Raw genomic sequence first — 17,065 nt, forward strand, 5'->3', positions numbered from 1 at the left:
GGAATATCCTCTAAGGTTGATTAAGATTGTTTATCAACACGGGATTCAGGGTCTTTCATTATGAAGTCGAGTAACAAACACCCATGGAAAAACCTGTTGCGCTGATGCCGAGAATACTTGGCTCGCTGTTTTACTATTCACCGTCCGACGATCGGATTTGGGCCCTGTTGGAAGATTTGAGTGCGCTGAGCGATCTCTATGCGTGGAGCGATCGGCAGAAGGTGGAACGCCTGTGTGAAGGCGTCGCTTTACCCGAGCGGGACGAGGCCGTCTGGCAATTTTCCTCGCTGTTTGAGGGGCAGGGCGAGATGGTTGCGCCGCCGTGGGGCTCGGTCTATCTGGATAAAGACAACCTGCTGATGGGCGAAACCACGATTGAATACAGGCATTTTCTGGCGCAATACGGCATCAGCTTTGTGTCTGACGTTTGCCAGCCGGAAGATCAGTTTGGCCTGATGCTGTTGGCGGCGGCTCAGCTGCTGGAGTCGGATAACGAGAAAGCGGCGGCTGAACTGCTGGAACAGCACCTGCTGCCGTGGGCCTATCGCTATCTGGAGAAGCTGGCCGCTAACGGCGTGAGTCCGCTTTATGCGGCGCTTGCCGAGGTGGCTACGCTATTTTTACAGCAGGTTCAGCAGGAATATGGGCTAACGCCGCCGGCGCTGCGTTTACGGTTTTAAACCCACGGGTCAATGGCTTATCCGAGGCTCGTCGGATATGATGCCCTAAGATAAAAAACGCTTTCAGACGGACGCGCCGATGACCACCCTGCTTTTTCTTGCCGTTTTAGCCGCCGCCCTGTTTCATGCAGGGTGGAATGCGATCGTAAAGTTCGGCGAGGACCGGTTTTTAGGCGTTGCGCTGGTGGCCGTTTTTTCCGGCCTGGTATCGGTTGTCTGCCTGCCGTTTTTTGGTATGCCCTCGGTAGCATCACTACCTTGGCTCGCCCTGTCGATGCTGTTTCACACCGGCTACTGCCTGTTTCTAAGCCGGGCCTACGCCAGCGGCGATTTAGGCCAGGTGTATCCTATCGCACGGGGCAGTGCGCCCGTGCTGGCGGCGCTGCTGAGCTGGCTGATATTAAGCGAGGTGCCCCCGCTTATGGGGACCATCGGCGCGCTTTTATTGGTGAGCGGCGTATTGATGATGGCGCTGGCGGGGCGTAAAAGCGCTATCAGGATGAGCGGCCAAACGCTGGTATACGCGCTGATTACCGCCATGTTTACCGCAAGCTATACCCTGTCCGACGGCGCGGGTTCGCGCGCCAGCCTCAACCCCGTCGCCTATACGCTGTGGCTGTTTGCCATTAACGGCGTGGTGATGACGTTTATCCTCTTTGTTCGCTACCGCTCGGCGGGATGGCCTAAAATTCGGCGGCACTGGCGGCCGGGGCTGCTTGGCGGCACGATGTCGCTGCTGTCGTACGGCATCGTTATCTGGGCGATGAGTCAGGCGCCGATCGCGCTGGTGGCGGCGCTGCGCGAAACCAGCGTGCTTTTCGCCATGGTGATTTCGGTGTGGTGGCTTAAGGAGCCCTTAAGCCGCATGCGCATGCTGGCGGGCCTGACGATTGTCGCGGGCGTAGTGCTTACGCGCTTGGGGTGAAGCGCGCTTTCTCCCCGCCCCGGAGAATTACCCTTTGAAATTAATTAGAAATCGCCAACATAATGTTTTATTGAGACGCATGTTTTAGTAATTTGTGACAAATTGTTGCTTAAAATCCAGCCGTTTATGCTTATTTTCGTTAAATAAGTAGCAGTCGTATAACCATTATTCCGCTATAATCGCCCCATTCAAATCAAGACACATTGATTTGTCCAATACTTAATAGTGCGGACACAGAGACCTCTGTGCCGCATAAAAAATAACACTAGCAAGCTAACAACATGAATCCTATGGAAAATACATCTCATATTCGGGAGCTTACGCTCCGCGGGATTATCATCGGGGCGCTTATCACCGTGGTATTCACCGCATCAAACGTCTATTTAGGGCTAAAGGTGGGGCTTACCTTTTCATCGGCTATCCCTGCCGCCGTTATCTCTATGGCCGTGCTGCGCTTCTTCTCTAACTCCAACATTTTAGAGAACAACATGGTGCAGACGCAGGCGTCGGCGGCCGGTACGCTTTCGTCGGTGATCTTCATCCTGCCCGGGCTTTTAATGATTGGCTACTGGAACAGCTTCCCGTTCTGGCAAACGCTGCTCATCTGCTCCGCTGGCGGTATGCTGGGCGTCGTGTTCTCTATCCCCTTGCGCCATGCGATGGTGGTAAAAAGCAAGCTGCCCTACCCGGAAGGCGTAGCCGCGGCGGAAATCCTCAAAGCGGGCTGTGACGACTATATTGACGAGAATGACAGGCTGGTGAGCGCTAGCCACCACGCCGACGATGCGGTCGAGAAAGACAGCGGATTCCGCGATATTCTCTTCGGCGGCTTTATCGCCTCCGTCGTCAGCTTTGCCACCAACGGCCTGCGCGTATTGTCCGATAGCGCCAGCTACTGGTTTACTCAAGGCCGGGCTATTTTTCAGGTGCCGGTCGGCTTTTCTCTGGCGCTGCTGAGCGCCGGTTACCTTATCGGCATCGCGGCGGGGATCGCCATTCTTATCGGTACGCTGATTGCCTGGGGCGTGGCCGTGCCGATTTTAAGTTCGGGTGCGGACATCCCTGACGGCACCTCCATCAGCGGTTTCGCGATGGGGCTTTGGAAGAACAACGTGCGCTTTATCGGCGCGGGCACGCTGGCGATCGCGGCCATCTGGACGCTGCTGACGCTGGTCAAGCCGATTATCGAAGGCATGAGAACCTCGCTGCGGGCGCTGAACGTAAAAAACGGCAGCGTAACAATTCCCAGAACGGAATTGGATCTGTCGCCGAAGGTGGTGCTGCTCATCAGCGTGGTGATGTTCCTGGTGCTTATCGGCACGTTCTATTCGTTCGTTGCCGACAGCGGCCTGTCGCAGACCGTCGCCTGGGGGCTGGTGCTGGCGTCGGTGATTTTCGCCTTCCTGATTGGCTTTATGGTGGCCGCGGCCTGTGGCTACATGGCTGGCCTGGTCGGTTCTTCCGCAAGCCCGATCTCCGGCATCGGCATTATCGCCATTACCGTGATCTCCCTGCTGCTGCTGTTTTTGGGTGGCCTAAACGGCATGCTGGAAACTCCACAGGGCACTAACTTTGCAACGGCGCTGGCGATCTTCACCACCAGCGCGGTGCTTGCCATCGCCACGATTTCCAATGACAACCTGCAGGATCTGAAGACGGGCTATCTGGTAAAAGCGACGCCGTGGCGTCAGCAGGTAGCGCTTTTGATCGGCTGCGTAGTCGGCGCGGCGGTTATCTCTCCCGTGCTGGAAGTGCTGTACAACGCCTACGGCTTTGCCGGCGCGACGCCGCGTCCGAACATGGACCTGAGCCAGGTGCTGGCGGCTCCGCAGGCGACGCTGATGACCACCATCGCCAAAGGCATCTTCTCCCATCAGCTTGAGTGGACGATGATTTTCATCGGCCTGGGCGTTGGCGCAGCGGCGATTGTTATCGATCTGCTGCTGACCAAGAGCGGCAGCAGGCTGCGCCTTCCCGCATTGGCGGTCGGTATGGGCATCTATCTGCCGCCGTCCATTACGGCACCGCTGATTATCGGCTCCGTGCTGTCGTGGATTGTCACGGTGCTGGTGAAAAAGCGCGCTCGCGCGCAGAATGCCGATTTCCACGAGATGTACAAGAAGGTGGAGCGTAAAGGCGCGCTTATCGCTTCTGGCCTTATCGTCGGCGAGAGCCTGGTTGGCGTTGCGCTGGCGGTGCTGATTGTTATCAGCATCAGCAACGGCGGCAGCGATGCGCCGCTGGCGATTACGTCATGGCTGACGCCGATTTTCGGCGACTCGGGCGCGGTTGAGCAGCTTCTGGGCCTGGCGGTGTTCGTCATCGTCTGCCTGACGTTCGTCCGCCGCGTGATGGGTGCGCTGAAGGCTAAATAGCTAACCCAGCTTTAAATAACAAAGGCCCGCGGCTTACCCCGCGGGCCTTTTTCATATCCAGCGTCAGCTTTGCAAAAACGCCAGCCACGGCAGGGTGACAAGCAGCCAGACCGCCAGGAACAGGATGCCGAAAGCGGCGCCGAGCTTCCACCACAGCGCGCTGGGCAGGTAGCCGCCGCCGAAGTAAACCGGGCTGGGCCCTGTTCCATAAGGCGTAATGATGCCCATCAGGCCGGCAACCGGCAGCAGTAGCAGAACGAACTGATGCATATCAATGTCCGGCATGCCGGCAGCGACGGCAAGGATCACCGGCAGCAGCGCGGTGGCGTGGGCTGAAGAGCTGGCAAACAGGTAGTGCAGGAAGTAGTAGACGCAGGTGAGCAGCACCATAGCTATCGTCGGCGAAACGTCCTGCATGTGGGAGGACATGATGCCGCCGAACCAGCCGACGAAGCCGACGCTTTTCAACGCGTTCGCCATCGCCATCAGGGTGGCGTACCACACCAGCGTGCTCCAGGCGGTGGTGTTGGAAAGCACGTCGTTCCACTTGATAACGTCGAGAATGAGCAGCACCGCGAGCACCAAAAGCCCTACCATCGCGGTCGAGATAAACGACCCGCCGACAATCCACAGCAGCAGCGCGCAGAAGACGGCGATAAGCAGCAGGATTTCGTTACGGCTAATTTTTCCCATCGCCTGTAGCTCTGCGGCCGCCCAATTTGGAATGGAATTGCCCTTTTTGATTTCGGGCGGGCACAGCCAGTAGCTTAGCAGCGGCACCAGCAGCAGAAGCAGGATGCCGGCAGGCGCGGTGACGGAAAACCACTCGCCCCAGCTTAGCCGTATGCCGGTGATGCCCTCAACCAGGCCAATGGAAAGCGTATTGGTGGCCAGCGCGGTCATAAACAGCGTACTGGTGACGCAGGTGGCGGCAATGGCGACCCACATCAGGTAGGTGCCGATGCGCTTCATGCTTGGGTCGTTGGGCTTGGAGTCGTAAAGCGGCGGCAGGTTGCTGATGATAGGGAAAATAATCCCGCCGCTGCGGGCGGTGTTGGACGGCGTAAAGGGCGCCAGCAGCACGTCAGACAGCATGATGGCGTAGCCCAACGTAAGCGTGCGCTTACCTAGCGCTTTAACCAACCACAGGGCGATGCGCCTGCCAAGCCCGGTCTTGCTGTAGCCCATGGCGAACATGAACGCGCCGAAGATAAGCCAGACGGTGGTGTTGGAAAAGCCGGAAACTGCCCAGGCTAGCGCCTTGTCCGGCCAGTTAAACTTCGGAGCGGCAAGCTGCTCCGGCGAGAAGAGAGCGAACTGGGCCAGCATGGCGGTCGCCACCACGCTGATAAGGCCGATGACCGAGCCCGGCAGTGGCTCGAAAATCAGCCCGATAATGCAGCCGCAGAAAATGGCGAAGAAGTACCAGGCGTGCGGCGCCAGCCCGGTGGGTATGGGAAGCAGGCTGATAATCAGCGCTGCCAGAAACGGCATAAGTATTTTTATATGGTTTTTCATGGTTGCTATCCATCATGCGGTTAAAACAAAAAAGACAGAAATAGCCAGAGGAACCGTAGGGATATTAGCACTCGAAAAATCGTTGATTAAGGCGGCAACCGTGCAGGCGATAAACACGTTTCGTGATGAATGGAACCGTGAATGAAGAGGCGTTACGATGATAATCGGAAGCGAATTTATACGGGTGAATAAATAAAAAGGTGGATTTATTAATGCAGCGTTAAATTATTTATTCTTATTTGTTTATAATGACAAAAAGAGAGGGTTTAATAATAAAAAATTTATTCTTGATAATAGAAAGCCCGCCGAATGGCGGGCTAAGATATACTACTTCGAACGCATTATATTGCGCTTAGAACATGCGGATCCCTTCAAACGGGTTCCAGCCGTCCAGCCCTTTGACTTCTTTTAGATAGTAGGCGTAGTTGGCGCTCAGTGCCCACATTGAGGCGAGAGCGATGTTGAGACCCATGTCCACACCGCGCAGGTTAAGGCCGGTCACGATTTGAACAATGGTGAAAACAATGCTGACGCCCATAGCGATACCGAATAGCACGAGATTCTTTTTCCACAGGCCTAATACAAAAAAGTAGATAAAGCCAAAGAAGAACGCGATGATGTTCATATTGAAAAGAATGCGACGACCGAAGGTCTCTGCCTTCAGCGCAGCCTTAAATTCAGGCGTGTTAGGAGCACCATACTGATCGAAAAATGCGAAGCGATCCTGCCATTTTTGTGAATATTTACTTCTGTCCATGTGAGTCCTTTTCCTTGCGTCTTGGTTTCAATTTTTTAAATAATTAAATGGTGTGTTTTTAAACGGCTCAATTTTACATAAGGTGGGTGAAATTACAAGAATAGCTAATGTAAATATTTCGTCTATTTTTATTAACCCATTTATCCAAAGAATGCCATTTGGCTTTAAGATAGCTATTTCTATATAGAAGAAAATATTAATATTTTTATTCGATATGGCATTGCCAGATCAATAATAACGGTACTCTTATGAAAGAAGGCTCAGCGACAGCGCGGCGGTTACCGCCATTGCGATGATAAAGAGAGAGGAAAAGCCGTCGTTGATTTCATAGCGGTCGAGAAACAGCTGTAGGGCGCCGAATCCGGCGATTACCAGAATAAGCCCGATATAGTCGATGCGGTTCTGTTTCTTTTGCCGACGCTCTTGTTGATGCGGTAAAGAGCCATATGATGTTCTTCCATGTTTCGAGCTGTAGCGGGAGGCGGCTGGATGCCCGTAGGTCGCGCCGTTTTCCAATTTAAAATGCTTTGGTGGAATATTACTCAACAAGGCGTTGGGCGTAAACGTTCCTGTCGGTTGCCTATTGATGTGAGTACACGCTAACTTTTCTAAACATTTGGCAACTCATTAATTACCATCCCTGATTTTTTTATTGGTTATAATATCGGACGTTAGAGAAATTAGGACATATAGGGTAAAAAGGATTTAGCCATGAGGTTTTTGATAACTAGCATTATTTTACTGACGACGCTTTTTCTTACGGGGTGCGGCAGCATTATTACCCGCTCAACGCACTACGATAACTATTATGTTTATCCAGGCGTCAGGGAATCAGTAAAAGAGCTTAACTATCAGTGCGGCGCGGGCGGCGTTGCCGCAATGGGGTGCATAGGCAACGGTCTTGTAAAACCGTTCATTATTATCGACCTGCCGTTTACTTTTGTGGTTGATACCGTGCTGCTGCCGGTGGATGGGATTATTTACGGAGTGAGTTCGGCAACGGAAGAGCCTGAACCGCGTTAGGGCAGAGGGATTTGACCATGAGATTTTTGATAACTAGCGGTATTTTGCTGACGACGCTTTTTCTTTCGGGGTGTAGCAGCATCGTTATGCGCTCGACGGGCTACGATGATTATGCTGTTTATCCCGGCGTCAGGGAGTCGGTAAAGGTGCTTAATTACCGGTGCAGCGCGGCCTGTATCGAAGACGCTATTATAAAACCGTTGCTTTTTATCGACCTGCCGTTTAGCTTTGTGCTGGATACCGTGCTGCTGCCGGTGGATGGGGTTATTTATGGGGTGAGTTCGGACAAGGAAGAGTCTGAATCGCATTAGGGCAAAGGGCATTTGTCTTTTCTTTAGTAAGCGCTAACACCGAAAATCTTTCATTTTGCGACAGTGAATTGAAAGCCAATATTAATTCAGCCAGACTGTCATCGATAGCGTAAAAATAGGCCACTGGTACGTTTAACGCATCCGCCAGCCTTTGGGCCGTCCCTGTGTTTACGTTATGAATTCCCTGTTCGTAGCGGTTAATTCTCGTACTGGCGACAAACTCATCGATACCTGCTTCAATCCCCAATCTTTTTTGAGAAAAGCCCTTCGCCACCCGCGCTTGCTTCAGGCGTAGAGAAAAAACGTTACGGTAAGTTTGTGGGCTTTTCATTGCTACGATAATCGTAGTTTTTGCTTGCCTTGGATACTACGAATAACGTAGCATTGTTACCGATCATCATTAACTACAGGAGTAGGGGCAATATGGAACAGGATTGGCATCAGGCGGATATCATCGCCGCGTTACGCAAGAAGGGAACAACATTGGCCGCAGTCTCTCGTTCTGCGGGACTAAGCTCTACAACGTTGGCTAATGCGCTCGTCAGGCCTTGGCCGAAGGGGGAAAAGATTATTGCTGACGTTATCGGTATTAATCCGGAAGTCATTTGGCCCAGCCGCTATTCTCGCCGCCAGCGTCGTGAAGAACAAAAAGAAGAAATAAAACGGCTGTCAGAAGCTTACTGACGATCTTTTAGAAGGGAAAGGATGTGCTTGCGCTCAGCGCTCGGCAGTTTGGAGTAGTGAAGAATAAGCTCGGCCAGATCGTCATCCGCAGCGTAAAAATAGGCTGAAGGAACGCATAATACTTCAGCCATACGCTGCACGGTTTCCATATCCGCTTCATGAACGCCCTTTTCGTATCGATTAATCCGCGTGCTTGCCACTGAAGAATCAATGCCAATAGCAATTCCAAGGCCTTTTTGGGATAGGCCTTGAGCAATCCGCGCTTCTTTTAGGCGCAGGCTGAAAGTTTGGCGTTGTTTGCTGTTTTCGTTCATGGCTACGATGTTCGTAGCTTTTGGGAGGGATGGATACTACGGATATCGTAGTCTGGCAATATCATTGCTGCACAATCTGGACAAAAGGCGCTATTTTTAAAGGGAGAATTATGACTTTAGCTTTATGTCTTAAGATGTGAATGTTAAAGATAGTACGTTATATGCGATAGGGAAATTGAATGAAAGCTTCAAATAACATTTATGATGGAAAACCAACAGCATATCTAGATCATAATGTACTGGATGTATTGGTGAAAAAACTAAATTTAGTATTCGCATCTGAGTTGAGGGAGAAATATCAGATTGTCTATTCAGATGAAACACTTAAGGAGATTAAGCGGACAGGCAGTAATGGTTCTCAGTTTATTGAGGTTCTTGAAAGCCTAGAGGCGATGCATCTTCGAGTTTTTGTCACTGAGAATTTTGAAATAACAGGGCAAGCCATATTAAAAGAAATAAGTCCATTTGATGCATTTAAAAATTACTGTGAGAATATTGAACCAGTTTATGAGGCAATGGAAAAGGCTAGTGCGCAATCATTACTTAAATTTTATGGTGGTCGTACTGGTAGCAACTTTGATGATATTAATCAAGAGCAAGTAGATGCATTTGATAATTTAATGAAGTATCTTTCAGCGCGAGCTTATGAAGCCAAAGACTTAGTTCCTGGAATAGACTCAGCTGTTTCTGTCTATGTGAAAGAAATGAGAAGAAGTTATAATGAAGCTCTTTCTCAATCAACGACAGAGTTGCGTAAACATATAGAAGATGAGTTCGATTATTCTGGTGTGCAGGTGTACCGTAATCATACGAAAATTAGTCCGCTGCAACTAAATAATATTGAGCCGCCAAATGTAATAGAGAAAATATGGGAAATCTATAGAGCTATTGATGACTATAGAGATAATAATTTTTCAATAGAGCAGTTTTTAGGGATTTCAAGAAATCTAATCTATAACAGGGAAATGCATTTACATGAAAAAGTGACATCTATATACAATGTGCTAAATGTTATTGGCTATCATCCTGATTCTAAAATGAAGCTTGATAGAAGGTTTACTGCGGCGATGAGTGACGCAGGGCATGCTGCGATAGCTTCATTTGCAAATTATCTGTTTTCGCGGGATTTAGCTTTTATATATAAAACTAGAGCTGTATACGAGTATCTTAATATTAAAACTCAAGTTATAGAAGTAATCGTTAAGTAAGAAAGTATACGATTCATACTTAATTTGGTACCTTTAACTGTTACTCTTCTTTAAAATCGCGATGTGAAATCAATGTAGCGAATGAGGAATATATATTAACCCTGTGTCAAACAGTTAGGTATTCTATTTATTTAACTTTCTATTAGTTTGTACTAATAGGGGAAAATAAAACTAAGGTTTTAACCTGTAAATTGTACCAAAAAAATTATTTTGTGCCAGCCATTGTGCCGACGCAGAGTTCCTCAACTCAACAAGGTCGACGATTCTCTGATAGTCCCGTTCTAAGTCCCGTTTAAAGATGGGTTCATGGTGAGCAATACGGTTGCGTAATGTCCTTATGTGTTCTAGCTCATTATGAATATGGATACGCTTGGCCTGCTTTGCCATTCCCGGTTCCATATTAGGGAATAGGCGATCAATGTGCTGGCTCCATATGCGACCGAAATGGCGGTTAGTGAACATGCTTTGCCAGAAGAAAAAACTTAGCTCAGGAATGACTTGGCCCAAGGCCGTCTTGTTTTCTCGTGCTTTAAGCAGTTCTTGCATTCTGGCATTGGGCAAACTGGTTTCAAACGTTTTGTTCCACGGCCAGCTATGCCCGTAGATTATTTCAAGTGCATCGGATACGGAGTTGCGGATGATGACTTCGCATATCTGTAGGGGGATGAATAGCGCTGCGGACACGTGCCCATTCCAGATGTACAACTCCAGCGCTGACTTACCTGTTGGGAGTACTGCTGTGTCATACGTTGACAAACGTGCATGTGATAACACAAGCCGAATATTCTCGGTGTCTTCCGGGGTTATATTTGACATGGGGCATTCCCTAGGTATAAAATCGTTCTTGAGTGCCACGGGTCTTGCGGGCGAAAGCCTCCCCCCGGGACAGAAGATTGTGATATTAAAAAAACCCGCATCGCGGGTTTTTTTATGCCCATCATTTCTTCAATCCTCCCTTACGAGTCACCTGCTTCTTCCGTTCGCTGGCTTCCAGAAATTCTGGAGCAAGCTCCTGTAAGCGCTTAACCAGTCCTGTGAGATCGTATTCGTTACTGAGTTTTCCATTGTGGTCAGCAGAGCGAACAATTCTATTAATTAATCCTGCATTTTCAAGCTCAGCCATATAACGTTGAATCTGGCGTGGGCTCAAACCCAACCTATCGGCGAGTGTTTGTTTACTCGGAAAGGGCTTTCTCCCTGCTTCCCACCAGAAATCTGTAAGTTGCAACAGAATAGCAAGTTGAGTTGGATTTAAGCCGATGCGCTGCTGGCATCTTAGTAGTAAAGATGGTACTAGACAGAATCCGGCTTTCATTACTTCTTTGCCCCATTTTTCGTCCGCTACCCGGCTTGACTTTGTTTTGGTTGCAGGGATAGAGGTGGTAACTTCACTGTTGTTTTCTTTGCCGCTAGCCGTTACAGTCATTCTAAATCTCCGTATTTTTGATAACTGCACTTTATACCGTTATTGCAGCAAGTTACAGAGATAACCAGTAGACGTGTTTGTCTATAGACTGCGAGTTAAATATGCCCATACCCTCCTAGGCATAATCGTCTCCCTAAATAGTATTAACGGATACCAAGATAACCAATAGAACGATACCAATGAGGATATAATGGGGGAGGAGACGACTACGTCCTATGGGGTGACCTTAAGACTGATTATTTTCGCATGTCTTAACCTGATCGTTATTAGGGCAAGTCTGCTATTTGCTCCTGGCACAGCCCGTTAGATTTGCTCGCATCTCGCAATAGAACACTATCAAGTCGTGTAACGACCAATCTATTTACATAAGAATAAATTCAAAAGGTTGGAGAAACATTATACGCTAAGGTATTTGTCCTAGTGTTTTTCAAAGCTTCTGCGATATCACTTCCCAATACAAAAACTCGAAAAAATCCTCCCCAACAAATCGTCCGACGTAAACTCCCCGGTGATCTCACTTAAGCTCTGCTGCGCCTGCCGCAGCTCCTCTGCCAGCAGCTCCCCGGCGCGAGCGCTCACTAACTGTTCCATCCCCTGGTCGAGATGTTCCGCCGCCGCTTCCAGCGCCTGCAGGTGGCGACGGCGGGCGAGGAAGCCGCCTTCGGTGTTGCTGGTAAAGCCCATGCTGGCCTTCAGGTGGTCGCGCAGGGCCTGCACGCCTTCGCCGGTGCGGGCCGACAGGCGAATAAGTGAGTGACTGCTTACCTCGGTAAGCCCCAACGGTTCGCCGGTCAGGTCGGCCTTGTTACGCACCACGGTAATCGGGACATTCGGATTCAGGCGGGCGGTAAACTCGGGCCAGATGTCCTGCGGCGCAGTGGCGTCGGTGGTAGTGCCGTCTACCATGAACAGCACGCGGTCGGCCTGGTCGATTTCTTGCCAGGCGCGCTCGATGCCGATGCGCTCGACTTCATCGTTAGCCTCGCGCAGGCCGGCGGTGTCGATAACGTGCAGCGGCATGCCGTCGATGTGGATATGTTCGCGCAGCACGTCGCGGGTGGTGCCGGCGATGTCGGTGACGATGGCCGCTTCCCGACCGGCCAGCGCGTTGAGCAGGCTGGACTTACCGGCGTTGGGGCGCCCGGCGATCACCACCTTCATCCCTTCGCGCAGCAGGCTGCCTTGGCGGGCCTCGGCGCGAACGCCGTTAAGCTCGTCAATCACCTGGCTAAGCTGGGCTTCGATTTTCCCGTCGGACAAAAAGTCTATCTCTTCATCGGGAAAGTCGATAGCCGCCTCAACGTAGATGCGCAAGTGAGTGAGCGCTTCCACAAGCTGGTGTACCCGGTTGGAGAACGCGCCCTGCAGCGAGTTAACCGCCGAACGCGCCGCCTGTTCGGAGCTGGCGTCAATCAGGTCGGCGATGGCTTCCGCTTGCGCCAGATCCAGCTTGTCGTTAAGAAACGCCCGCTCGGAAAATTCGCCTGGATTGGCAATGCGAACGCCGGAAATGGTCAGGATGCGCTTAAGCAGTAAATCAAGGATCACTGGGCCGCCGTGGCCCTGAAGCTCCAGCACGTTCTCGCCGGTAAACGAATGGGGGCCGGGGAAGTACAGCGCGATGCCCTGATCGAGCACGCTACCGTCAGCGTCGCGAAACGGCAGGTAGTCGGCGTAGCGCGGCTTCGGCAGCTTGCCCAGCACTTGCTCTGCAACGATAGCCGCCTTCGGCCCCGAAACGCGCAGAATACCGACGCCGCCGCGTCCCGGTGGGGTGGCTTGGGCTACGATGGTGTCGGTATTGTTCATGGCTTGGTTCTCTTTGATGATATTAAAAAGACGGTGTCGCATTATATAAAGAAGCGAGGGGATATGGCTAATAATGAGGTCAGGCTTCTTGAGTAAGGACGGTTCTGGTAAACGTTTTATAGCCTTCCTGCCGCTTTGAGGCATCCTTATGGCCGGTCGGACTTTAATAATCAAATAGGTTATCTAACAATATGATAACTAGCGGTAAATACGTTGCGCCAAATGGATTGCCATACCTGATTTCAAGCGTGTCCTGTCGCAAGTAAATGTTAATGTCATCGCCGTAATACGGCTATCACTGCCTTATCCAGTATCATTTAACATTAAGACGTTCATTTAATTTACGAACATCGCTGATATTAAACACTTTTAGGTTTACTACCATTAACTTGTTATTTTTATCTTTAATTTCAAGGCGATAAGTGGGCATGAAGCGATCTTTATATTTTGTTGCGCCCACTTTGTATTTTATGGATTTTATCTCTTGAAGCCTTATATGGACAGTGCCGGAAAACAAACTTCTATAGTAGATGCTCTCATTGTCTATTCTTAGATTAAATCGAGAAATCCAGAAGCAACCCACTGATTCTAAAAATAATAAAAGCAATAAGACATGAGTTACCCCTGGTGCTGGCCATTTAGTCACCAATATGGTGATAAATATAAAGAAAGGCACGCCTACTAGGCTGCTAAGAACAACATAAGTCGATTTTCCTGCAGAAATATTCATATTGTTGTCAGTTAAGTGAATCACAAGCCACATCGCCTGATGTATCCGCCGCGCTATTAAAAAAGGCGATCTTACGATCGCCTTTTTATCCATTTCAGTTACTGCGACGCTCGTGAATTACGCTTTCTTCTCTTTTTTCTCACGATGGTGCAGACCCTTCTTCTCCAGACCGCGGTAAATCAGCTTCTGCTGGATAATGGTCACCAGGTTACTGACGATATAGTACAGCACCAGGCCTGATGGGAACCACAGGAAGAAGACGGTGAAGATAACCGGCATATAGGTCATGATCTTCTGCTGCATCGGATCGGTGACCGGCGTCGGCGACATCTTCTGGATCAGGAACATGGTTCCGCCCATCAGCAGCGGCAGGACGTAGTACGGATCCTGTGCGGACAGGTCGTGGAGCCACAGTGCGAACGGCGCGTGACGCAGCTCGACGGAACCCATCAGCATGTAGTACAGCGCAAGGAAGATAGGCATCTGGATAATCAGCGGGAAGCAGCCGCCCAGCGGGTTAACCTTTTCTTCTTTGTACAGCGCCATCATTTCCTGGCTCATGCGCTGCTTGTCGTCGCCGATACGCTCACGCATTGCCTGCAGCTTCGGCTGCAGCAGCTTCATCTTCGCCATGGAGGTGTACTGCGCTTTGGTCAGCGGGTACATGATGCCGCGCACGATGAAGGTGATGATGATGATGGAGAAGCCCCAGTTGCCGACAAAGCTCTGGATAAACTTCAGCAGTTTAAACAGCGGCTGAGAGAGGAACCACAGCCAGCCGTAGTCGACGGTCAGGTCCAGGTGATCGGCGACTTGCGCCATCTGTGCCTGAAGCTCCGGGCCGACCCACAGCTTGGCGCTGAGCTGCTCGGTGGCGCCCGGCGCTACGATGACCGGCGCGTTCCTAAAGCCGATGGAGGACAGGCCGTCTTGACCTTTGGTGGTGAAGAAGGTGTTCTCGCCGTCTTTATTCGGGATCCAGGCGGTCGCAAAGTACTGCTGAAGCATGGCGACCCAGCCGCCTTTGGTGTCTATCTTCAGGTTTTCTTCCGCCATGTCGTCGAAGCTGTACTTTTTATACTTGGTGTCGGTCGACGAATAGGCGCCGCCGCGATAGGTGTGCAGCGCAAAGTTGCTGCTGCCGTTGTCGCGAGCCTTAGGAAGTTTGGCGGTTTGCTTCAGCTGACCAAACATGACGACTTCAAGAGGCTGCTGGGCGGCGTTGTTTACGGTGTAATCAACGTCAACCGCGTAGCCGCCGCGCTTGAAGACAAACGTTTTGGTGTACTTAACGCCGCGGCTGTCGGTGTAGGTCATCGGTACGCTAAGCGTATCCTGACCGTCCGCCAGTTCAAAAACGTCCTGCGCGGTGGTGAACAGAGGGCGTTCGCCGTTGGCCGGGTTGTCCGGGCCGTCGCGGCCTACCAGGCCGCTTAAGGCCAGATAGGAGAAGTCGGGGGTATTTTCAAGCAGCTTGAACGGCTTGTCCGAGCCTAGCGTATTCGGGTAAGCCAGCAGATCGGCTTCCTGAATATCGCCGCCGCGGGTGTTGATGACGACGGACAGAACGTCGGTTTTAACGGTGATAACACCGCCTTTGCCCGCAGCCAGCTCTGACTGGGTTGAACCGGTGCCGGTAGCGGCTGTTTGCTGCGCGGCGGGCGGCGTTGCCGGCTGCGGCGCATTATCCGTTTCCCATGTCTGCCAGATCATAAAGGTAACGAACAGCAGAGCGATAAGAAGTAGATTACGTTGAGAATCCATTGTTAATGTTCTCTATTATGGTCAGTATTGTTAGGCGGAACCGGATCGTCGCCACCTTCGTGTAAAGGATGGCATTTTAATACGCGTTTGATTGTCAACCAACTCCCTTTAAGCATGCCAAACCTGCGCAATGCCTCAATTCCGTATTGAGAGCAGGTTGGCCTGAACCGACAGTGCGGCCCCAGTAGCGGGCTGATGAAAAGCTGATAGCCTCGTATCAACATAATCAGGAGCCGGCTACCTGCCGACGGTGACGACGCCATAGCTTATCCAGTGTCTCCGTCAGAGTGCGGTTATCCAAATCGCCGACCCCTTTTTTGGCTATGACGACAAAATCCATCGACGGGAGGTCATGCTGACACAGGCGGAAGCTCTCGCGCGTAAGGCGCTTGATCCGATTGCGTTCATGGGCTCTCTTTACGTGTTTTTTGGCGACGGTCAGACCAAGACGTGGATGTCCCAACGTGTTGAGTCGGCCAAGGATGGTTATCTGGGGGGAACCCGCGCGCTGCGGCTGTTGAAAAACAAACGAGAAATTACCGGGAGTTAACAAACGTAACTCCCTGGGAAATGCTAGCTTAAGCTTAACCACACAGATGGTTAACTCGATTAACCGGCAACAGTTAAGCGAGAGCGGCCTTTAGCACGGCGGCGGGCTAAAACCTGACGACCGTTCTTGGTGGCCATACGAGCGCGAAAACCGTGAGCACGGTTACGCTTTAATACGGACGGTTGGAAAGTGCGTTTCATGGCGTTCTCTACCTAAATCTTAATTATCACTGAAATCAGTCAATGCGTTTGGCTACTCGACCTGAAAACGACCGGCGCCTCAATCACAATGTACAAAGAGGCGGGATTGTATAAATTGTACAGCCCGGAGTCAATTCAGAACGCTTGTCTTCGTTTAAAAACTCGTAGTTTTTGCTACGGCTCCCAAACCTTAATACCGTCGAACAAAGCCATCGTCGCACAAAGCCGAACAAAGGCGCTGATAAAACGGACGCGGTTGGAAAACGAGAAGCGCCACAAGTAGGGCTGAGGATTATACGTTTTCCCAAGAAAATGGCAAGGATCCGGCAACGATCCTCAATAAATTGTTGCGATCGTTGATGGTTTTAACGGTGTATAAATGAACCGAGGTTATCCACAGGTTGGTTGTTGCATTACGGTCTCAACCCATCGTAGAATCCAGAACGGGCTCCGTCGGGGAGCCCTTTTTACGTTTAGATAGTAACTTTTTGATCTAAGTAGACACTCGGCGAATCTATTTCTGTAAACTGCCGAGACCTGTGGATAAATAGCCCTCTTGCTGTGAGATAGTGAAGATCTCTTCTGCGCTTTACGCTATTATCTATGGATGCCGAAAGCGCGCCCGCGGGCGCAACAAGGGGATGCGGATCGTTTGACCGGATCCTCACGCCATCGTCCGCGCCGTTTATAACCGCGCCAGGCCGTGGCCTATTTCGTGGTAAAGGAGTGAAACGGGAAGGATCTGTCTCCTTTGCTTTGGTTATTTATTTCTCGTTCGAGTGGAGTTCGCC

At 50.8% G+C, this 17,065-nt stretch carries 20 protein-coding genes; 7 read left to right on the forward strand and 13 right to left on the reverse strand.

All coding sequences use genetic code 11. The features are described 5' to 3' along the window. Positions 1 to 83: 83 nt before the first annotated feature. The 3 genes from V8L73_RS19720 (at position 84) to V8L73_RS19730 (ending at position 3,980) form a co-directional block, all read left to right on the forward strand. Entirely contained in the window at positions 84 to 680 is a 597-nt protein-coding gene (locus V8L73_RS19720; protein ID WP_347253822.1) for a molecular chaperone, read from the forward strand. Between the two features lie 79 nt (positions 681 to 759). After that, positions 760 to 1,605 (forward strand): EamA family transporter, encoded by an 846-nt coding sequence (locus V8L73_RS19725; RefSeq protein WP_261831880.1) that lies wholly within the window; start codon positions 760 to 762, stop codon positions 1,603 to 1,605. Positions 1,606 to 1,895: 290 nt separating this feature from the next. Further along, positions 1,896 to 3,980, forward strand: a complete 2,085-nt coding sequence (locus V8L73_RS19730; RefSeq protein WP_347253823.1) for an OPT family oligopeptide transporter — start codon at positions 1,896 to 1,898, stop codon at positions 3,978 to 3,980. Positions 3,981 to 4,043: 63 nt separating this feature from the next. Here the strand turns inward: V8L73_RS19730 and V8L73_RS19735 are convergent, their stop codons facing one another. From V8L73_RS19735 to V8L73_RS19745, 3 genes are all read right to left on the reverse strand, one after another. Beyond that, on the reverse strand, positions 4,044 to 5,498 hold the full coding sequence (locus V8L73_RS19735; protein WP_347253824.1) for a DASS family sodium-coupled anion symporter: 1,455 nt from the start codon (positions 5,496 to 5,498) through the stop codon (positions 4,044 to 4,046). Positions 5,499 to 5,850: 352 nt separating this feature from the next. After that, positions 5,851 to 6,255: a DUF2628 domain-containing protein gene (locus V8L73_RS19740; protein ID WP_027273796.1), complete on the reverse strand. Its 405-nt coding sequence runs from the start codon at positions 6,253 to 6,255 to the stop codon at positions 5,851 to 5,853. A 246-nt stretch (positions 6,256 to 6,501) separates the two neighbouring features. Continuing rightward, positions 6,502 to 6,771 carry a hypothetical protein gene (locus V8L73_RS19745; protein ID WP_347253825.1) on the reverse strand — a complete coding sequence of 90 codons (270 nt, stop codon included), beginning with the start codon at positions 6,769 to 6,771 and terminating at the stop codon, positions 6,502 to 6,504. A 195-nt stretch (positions 6,772 to 6,966) separates the two neighbouring features. On the opposite strand from V8L73_RS19745, the gene V8L73_RS19750 reads away from it, so the two are divergent. Then, on the forward strand, positions 6,967 to 7,278 hold the full coding sequence (locus tag V8L73_RS19750; RefSeq protein WP_347253826.1) for a YceK/YidQ family lipoprotein: 312 nt from the start codon (positions 6,967 to 6,969) through the stop codon (positions 7,276 to 7,278). 17 nt (positions 7,279 to 7,295) lie between these two features. After that, on the forward strand, positions 7,296 to 7,589 hold the full coding sequence (locus V8L73_RS19755) for a YceK/YidQ family lipoprotein (protein ID WP_347253827.1): 294 nt from the start codon (positions 7,296 to 7,298) through the stop codon (positions 7,587 to 7,589). On the opposite strand, the gene V8L73_RS19760 is transcribed toward V8L73_RS19755, so the two are convergent. Next, positions 7,543 to 7,920 carry a helix-turn-helix transcriptional regulator gene (locus V8L73_RS19760; RefSeq protein ID WP_347253828.1) on the reverse strand — a complete coding sequence of 126 codons (378 nt, stop codon included), beginning with the start codon at positions 7,918 to 7,920 and terminating at the stop codon, positions 7,543 to 7,545. The two genes, V8L73_RS19755 and V8L73_RS19760, sit on opposite strands and share 47 nt — an antisense overlap. Before the next feature lie 92 nt (positions 7,921 to 8,012). Here V8L73_RS19760 and V8L73_RS19765 point away from each other — a divergent pair, with 92 nt between their 5' ends. Further along, positions 8,013 to 8,273 carry a helix-turn-helix transcriptional regulator gene (locus V8L73_RS19765; protein ID WP_347253829.1) on the forward strand — a complete coding sequence of 87 codons (261 nt, stop codon included), beginning with the start codon at positions 8,013 to 8,015 and terminating at the stop codon, positions 8,271 to 8,273. Here V8L73_RS19765 and V8L73_RS19770 read toward each other — a convergent pair. Then, on the reverse strand, positions 8,267 to 8,587 hold the full coding sequence (locus V8L73_RS19770) for a helix-turn-helix transcriptional regulator (RefSeq protein ID WP_347253830.1): 321 nt from the start codon (positions 8,585 to 8,587) through the stop codon (positions 8,267 to 8,269). The two genes, V8L73_RS19765 and V8L73_RS19770, sit on opposite strands and share 7 nt — an antisense overlap. Positions 8,588 to 8,766: 179 nt before the next feature. Here V8L73_RS19770 and V8L73_RS19775 point away from each other — a divergent pair, with 179 nt between their 5' ends. Beyond that, positions 8,767 to 9,795: a hypothetical protein gene (locus tag V8L73_RS19775; protein ID WP_347253831.1), complete on the forward strand. Its 1,029-nt coding sequence runs from the start codon at positions 8,767 to 8,769 to the stop codon at positions 9,793 to 9,795. A 171-nt stretch (positions 9,796 to 9,966) separates the two neighbouring features. Here the strand turns inward: V8L73_RS19775 and V8L73_RS19780 are convergent, their stop codons facing one another. The 8 genes from V8L73_RS19780 to rpmH all read right to left on the reverse strand — a co-directional run bounded on the left by V8L73_RS19780 (position 9,967) and on the right by rpmH (position 16,274). Further along, the gene (locus V8L73_RS19780) at positions 9,967 to 10,611 is read right to left on the reverse strand and encodes a hypothetical protein (RefSeq protein ID WP_347253832.1); all 645 of its coding nucleotides are present in this window, start codon (positions 10,609 to 10,611) and stop codon (positions 9,967 to 9,969) included. Between the two features lie 121 nt (positions 10,612 to 10,732). Further along, a complete protein-coding gene (locus tag V8L73_RS19785) occupies positions 10,733 to 11,221 on the reverse strand; it encodes a helix-turn-helix domain-containing protein (RefSeq protein ID WP_347253833.1) in 489 nt (162 codons plus the stop codon). 444 nt (positions 11,222 to 11,665) lie between these two features. Next, the gene (gene mnmE, locus V8L73_RS19790) at positions 11,666 to 13,030 is read right to left on the reverse strand and encodes a tRNA uridine-5-carboxymethylaminomethyl(34) synthesis GTPase MnmE (RefSeq protein ID WP_347253834.1); all 1,365 of its coding nucleotides are present in this window, start codon (positions 13,028 to 13,030) and stop codon (positions 11,666 to 11,668) included. Between the two features lie 313 nt (positions 13,031 to 13,343). Then, positions 13,344 to 13,853, reverse strand: coding sequence for a hypothetical protein (locus V8L73_RS19795; protein ID WP_347253835.1), 510 nt, complete (start codon positions 13,851 to 13,853; stop codon positions 13,344 to 13,346). 24 nt (positions 13,854 to 13,877) lie between these two features. Further along, positions 13,878 to 15,524, reverse strand: coding sequence for a membrane protein insertase YidC (yidC, locus tag V8L73_RS19800; RefSeq protein WP_347253836.1), 1,647 nt, complete (start codon positions 15,522 to 15,524; stop codon positions 13,878 to 13,880). Positions 15,525 to 15,526: 2 nt separating this feature from the next. Then, complete coding sequence (gene yidD / locus V8L73_RS19805) at positions 15,527 to 15,787, reverse strand: membrane protein insertion efficiency factor YidD (RefSeq protein WP_347253837.1); 261 nt, start codon at positions 15,785 to 15,787, stop codon at positions 15,527 to 15,529. Then, entirely contained in the window at positions 15,751 to 16,116 is a 366-nt protein-coding gene (rnpA, locus tag V8L73_RS19810; RefSeq protein WP_347253838.1) for a ribonuclease P protein component, read from the reverse strand. Before rnpA ends, yidD begins: the two co-directional genes overlap by 37 nt. Before the next feature lie 17 nt (positions 16,117 to 16,133). Next, positions 16,134 to 16,274 (reverse strand): 50S ribosomal protein L34, encoded by a 141-nt coding sequence (gene rpmH, locus V8L73_RS19815; protein WP_071783290.1) that lies wholly within the window; start codon positions 16,272 to 16,274, stop codon positions 16,134 to 16,136. Positions 16,275 to 17,065 lie beyond the last annotated feature (791 nt).

The sequence above is a fragment of the Leminorella grimontii genome (genome assembly GCF_039789245.1).
GTDB lineage: Bacteria > Pseudomonadota > Gammaproteobacteria > Enterobacterales > Enterobacteriaceae > Leminorella > Leminorella grimontii.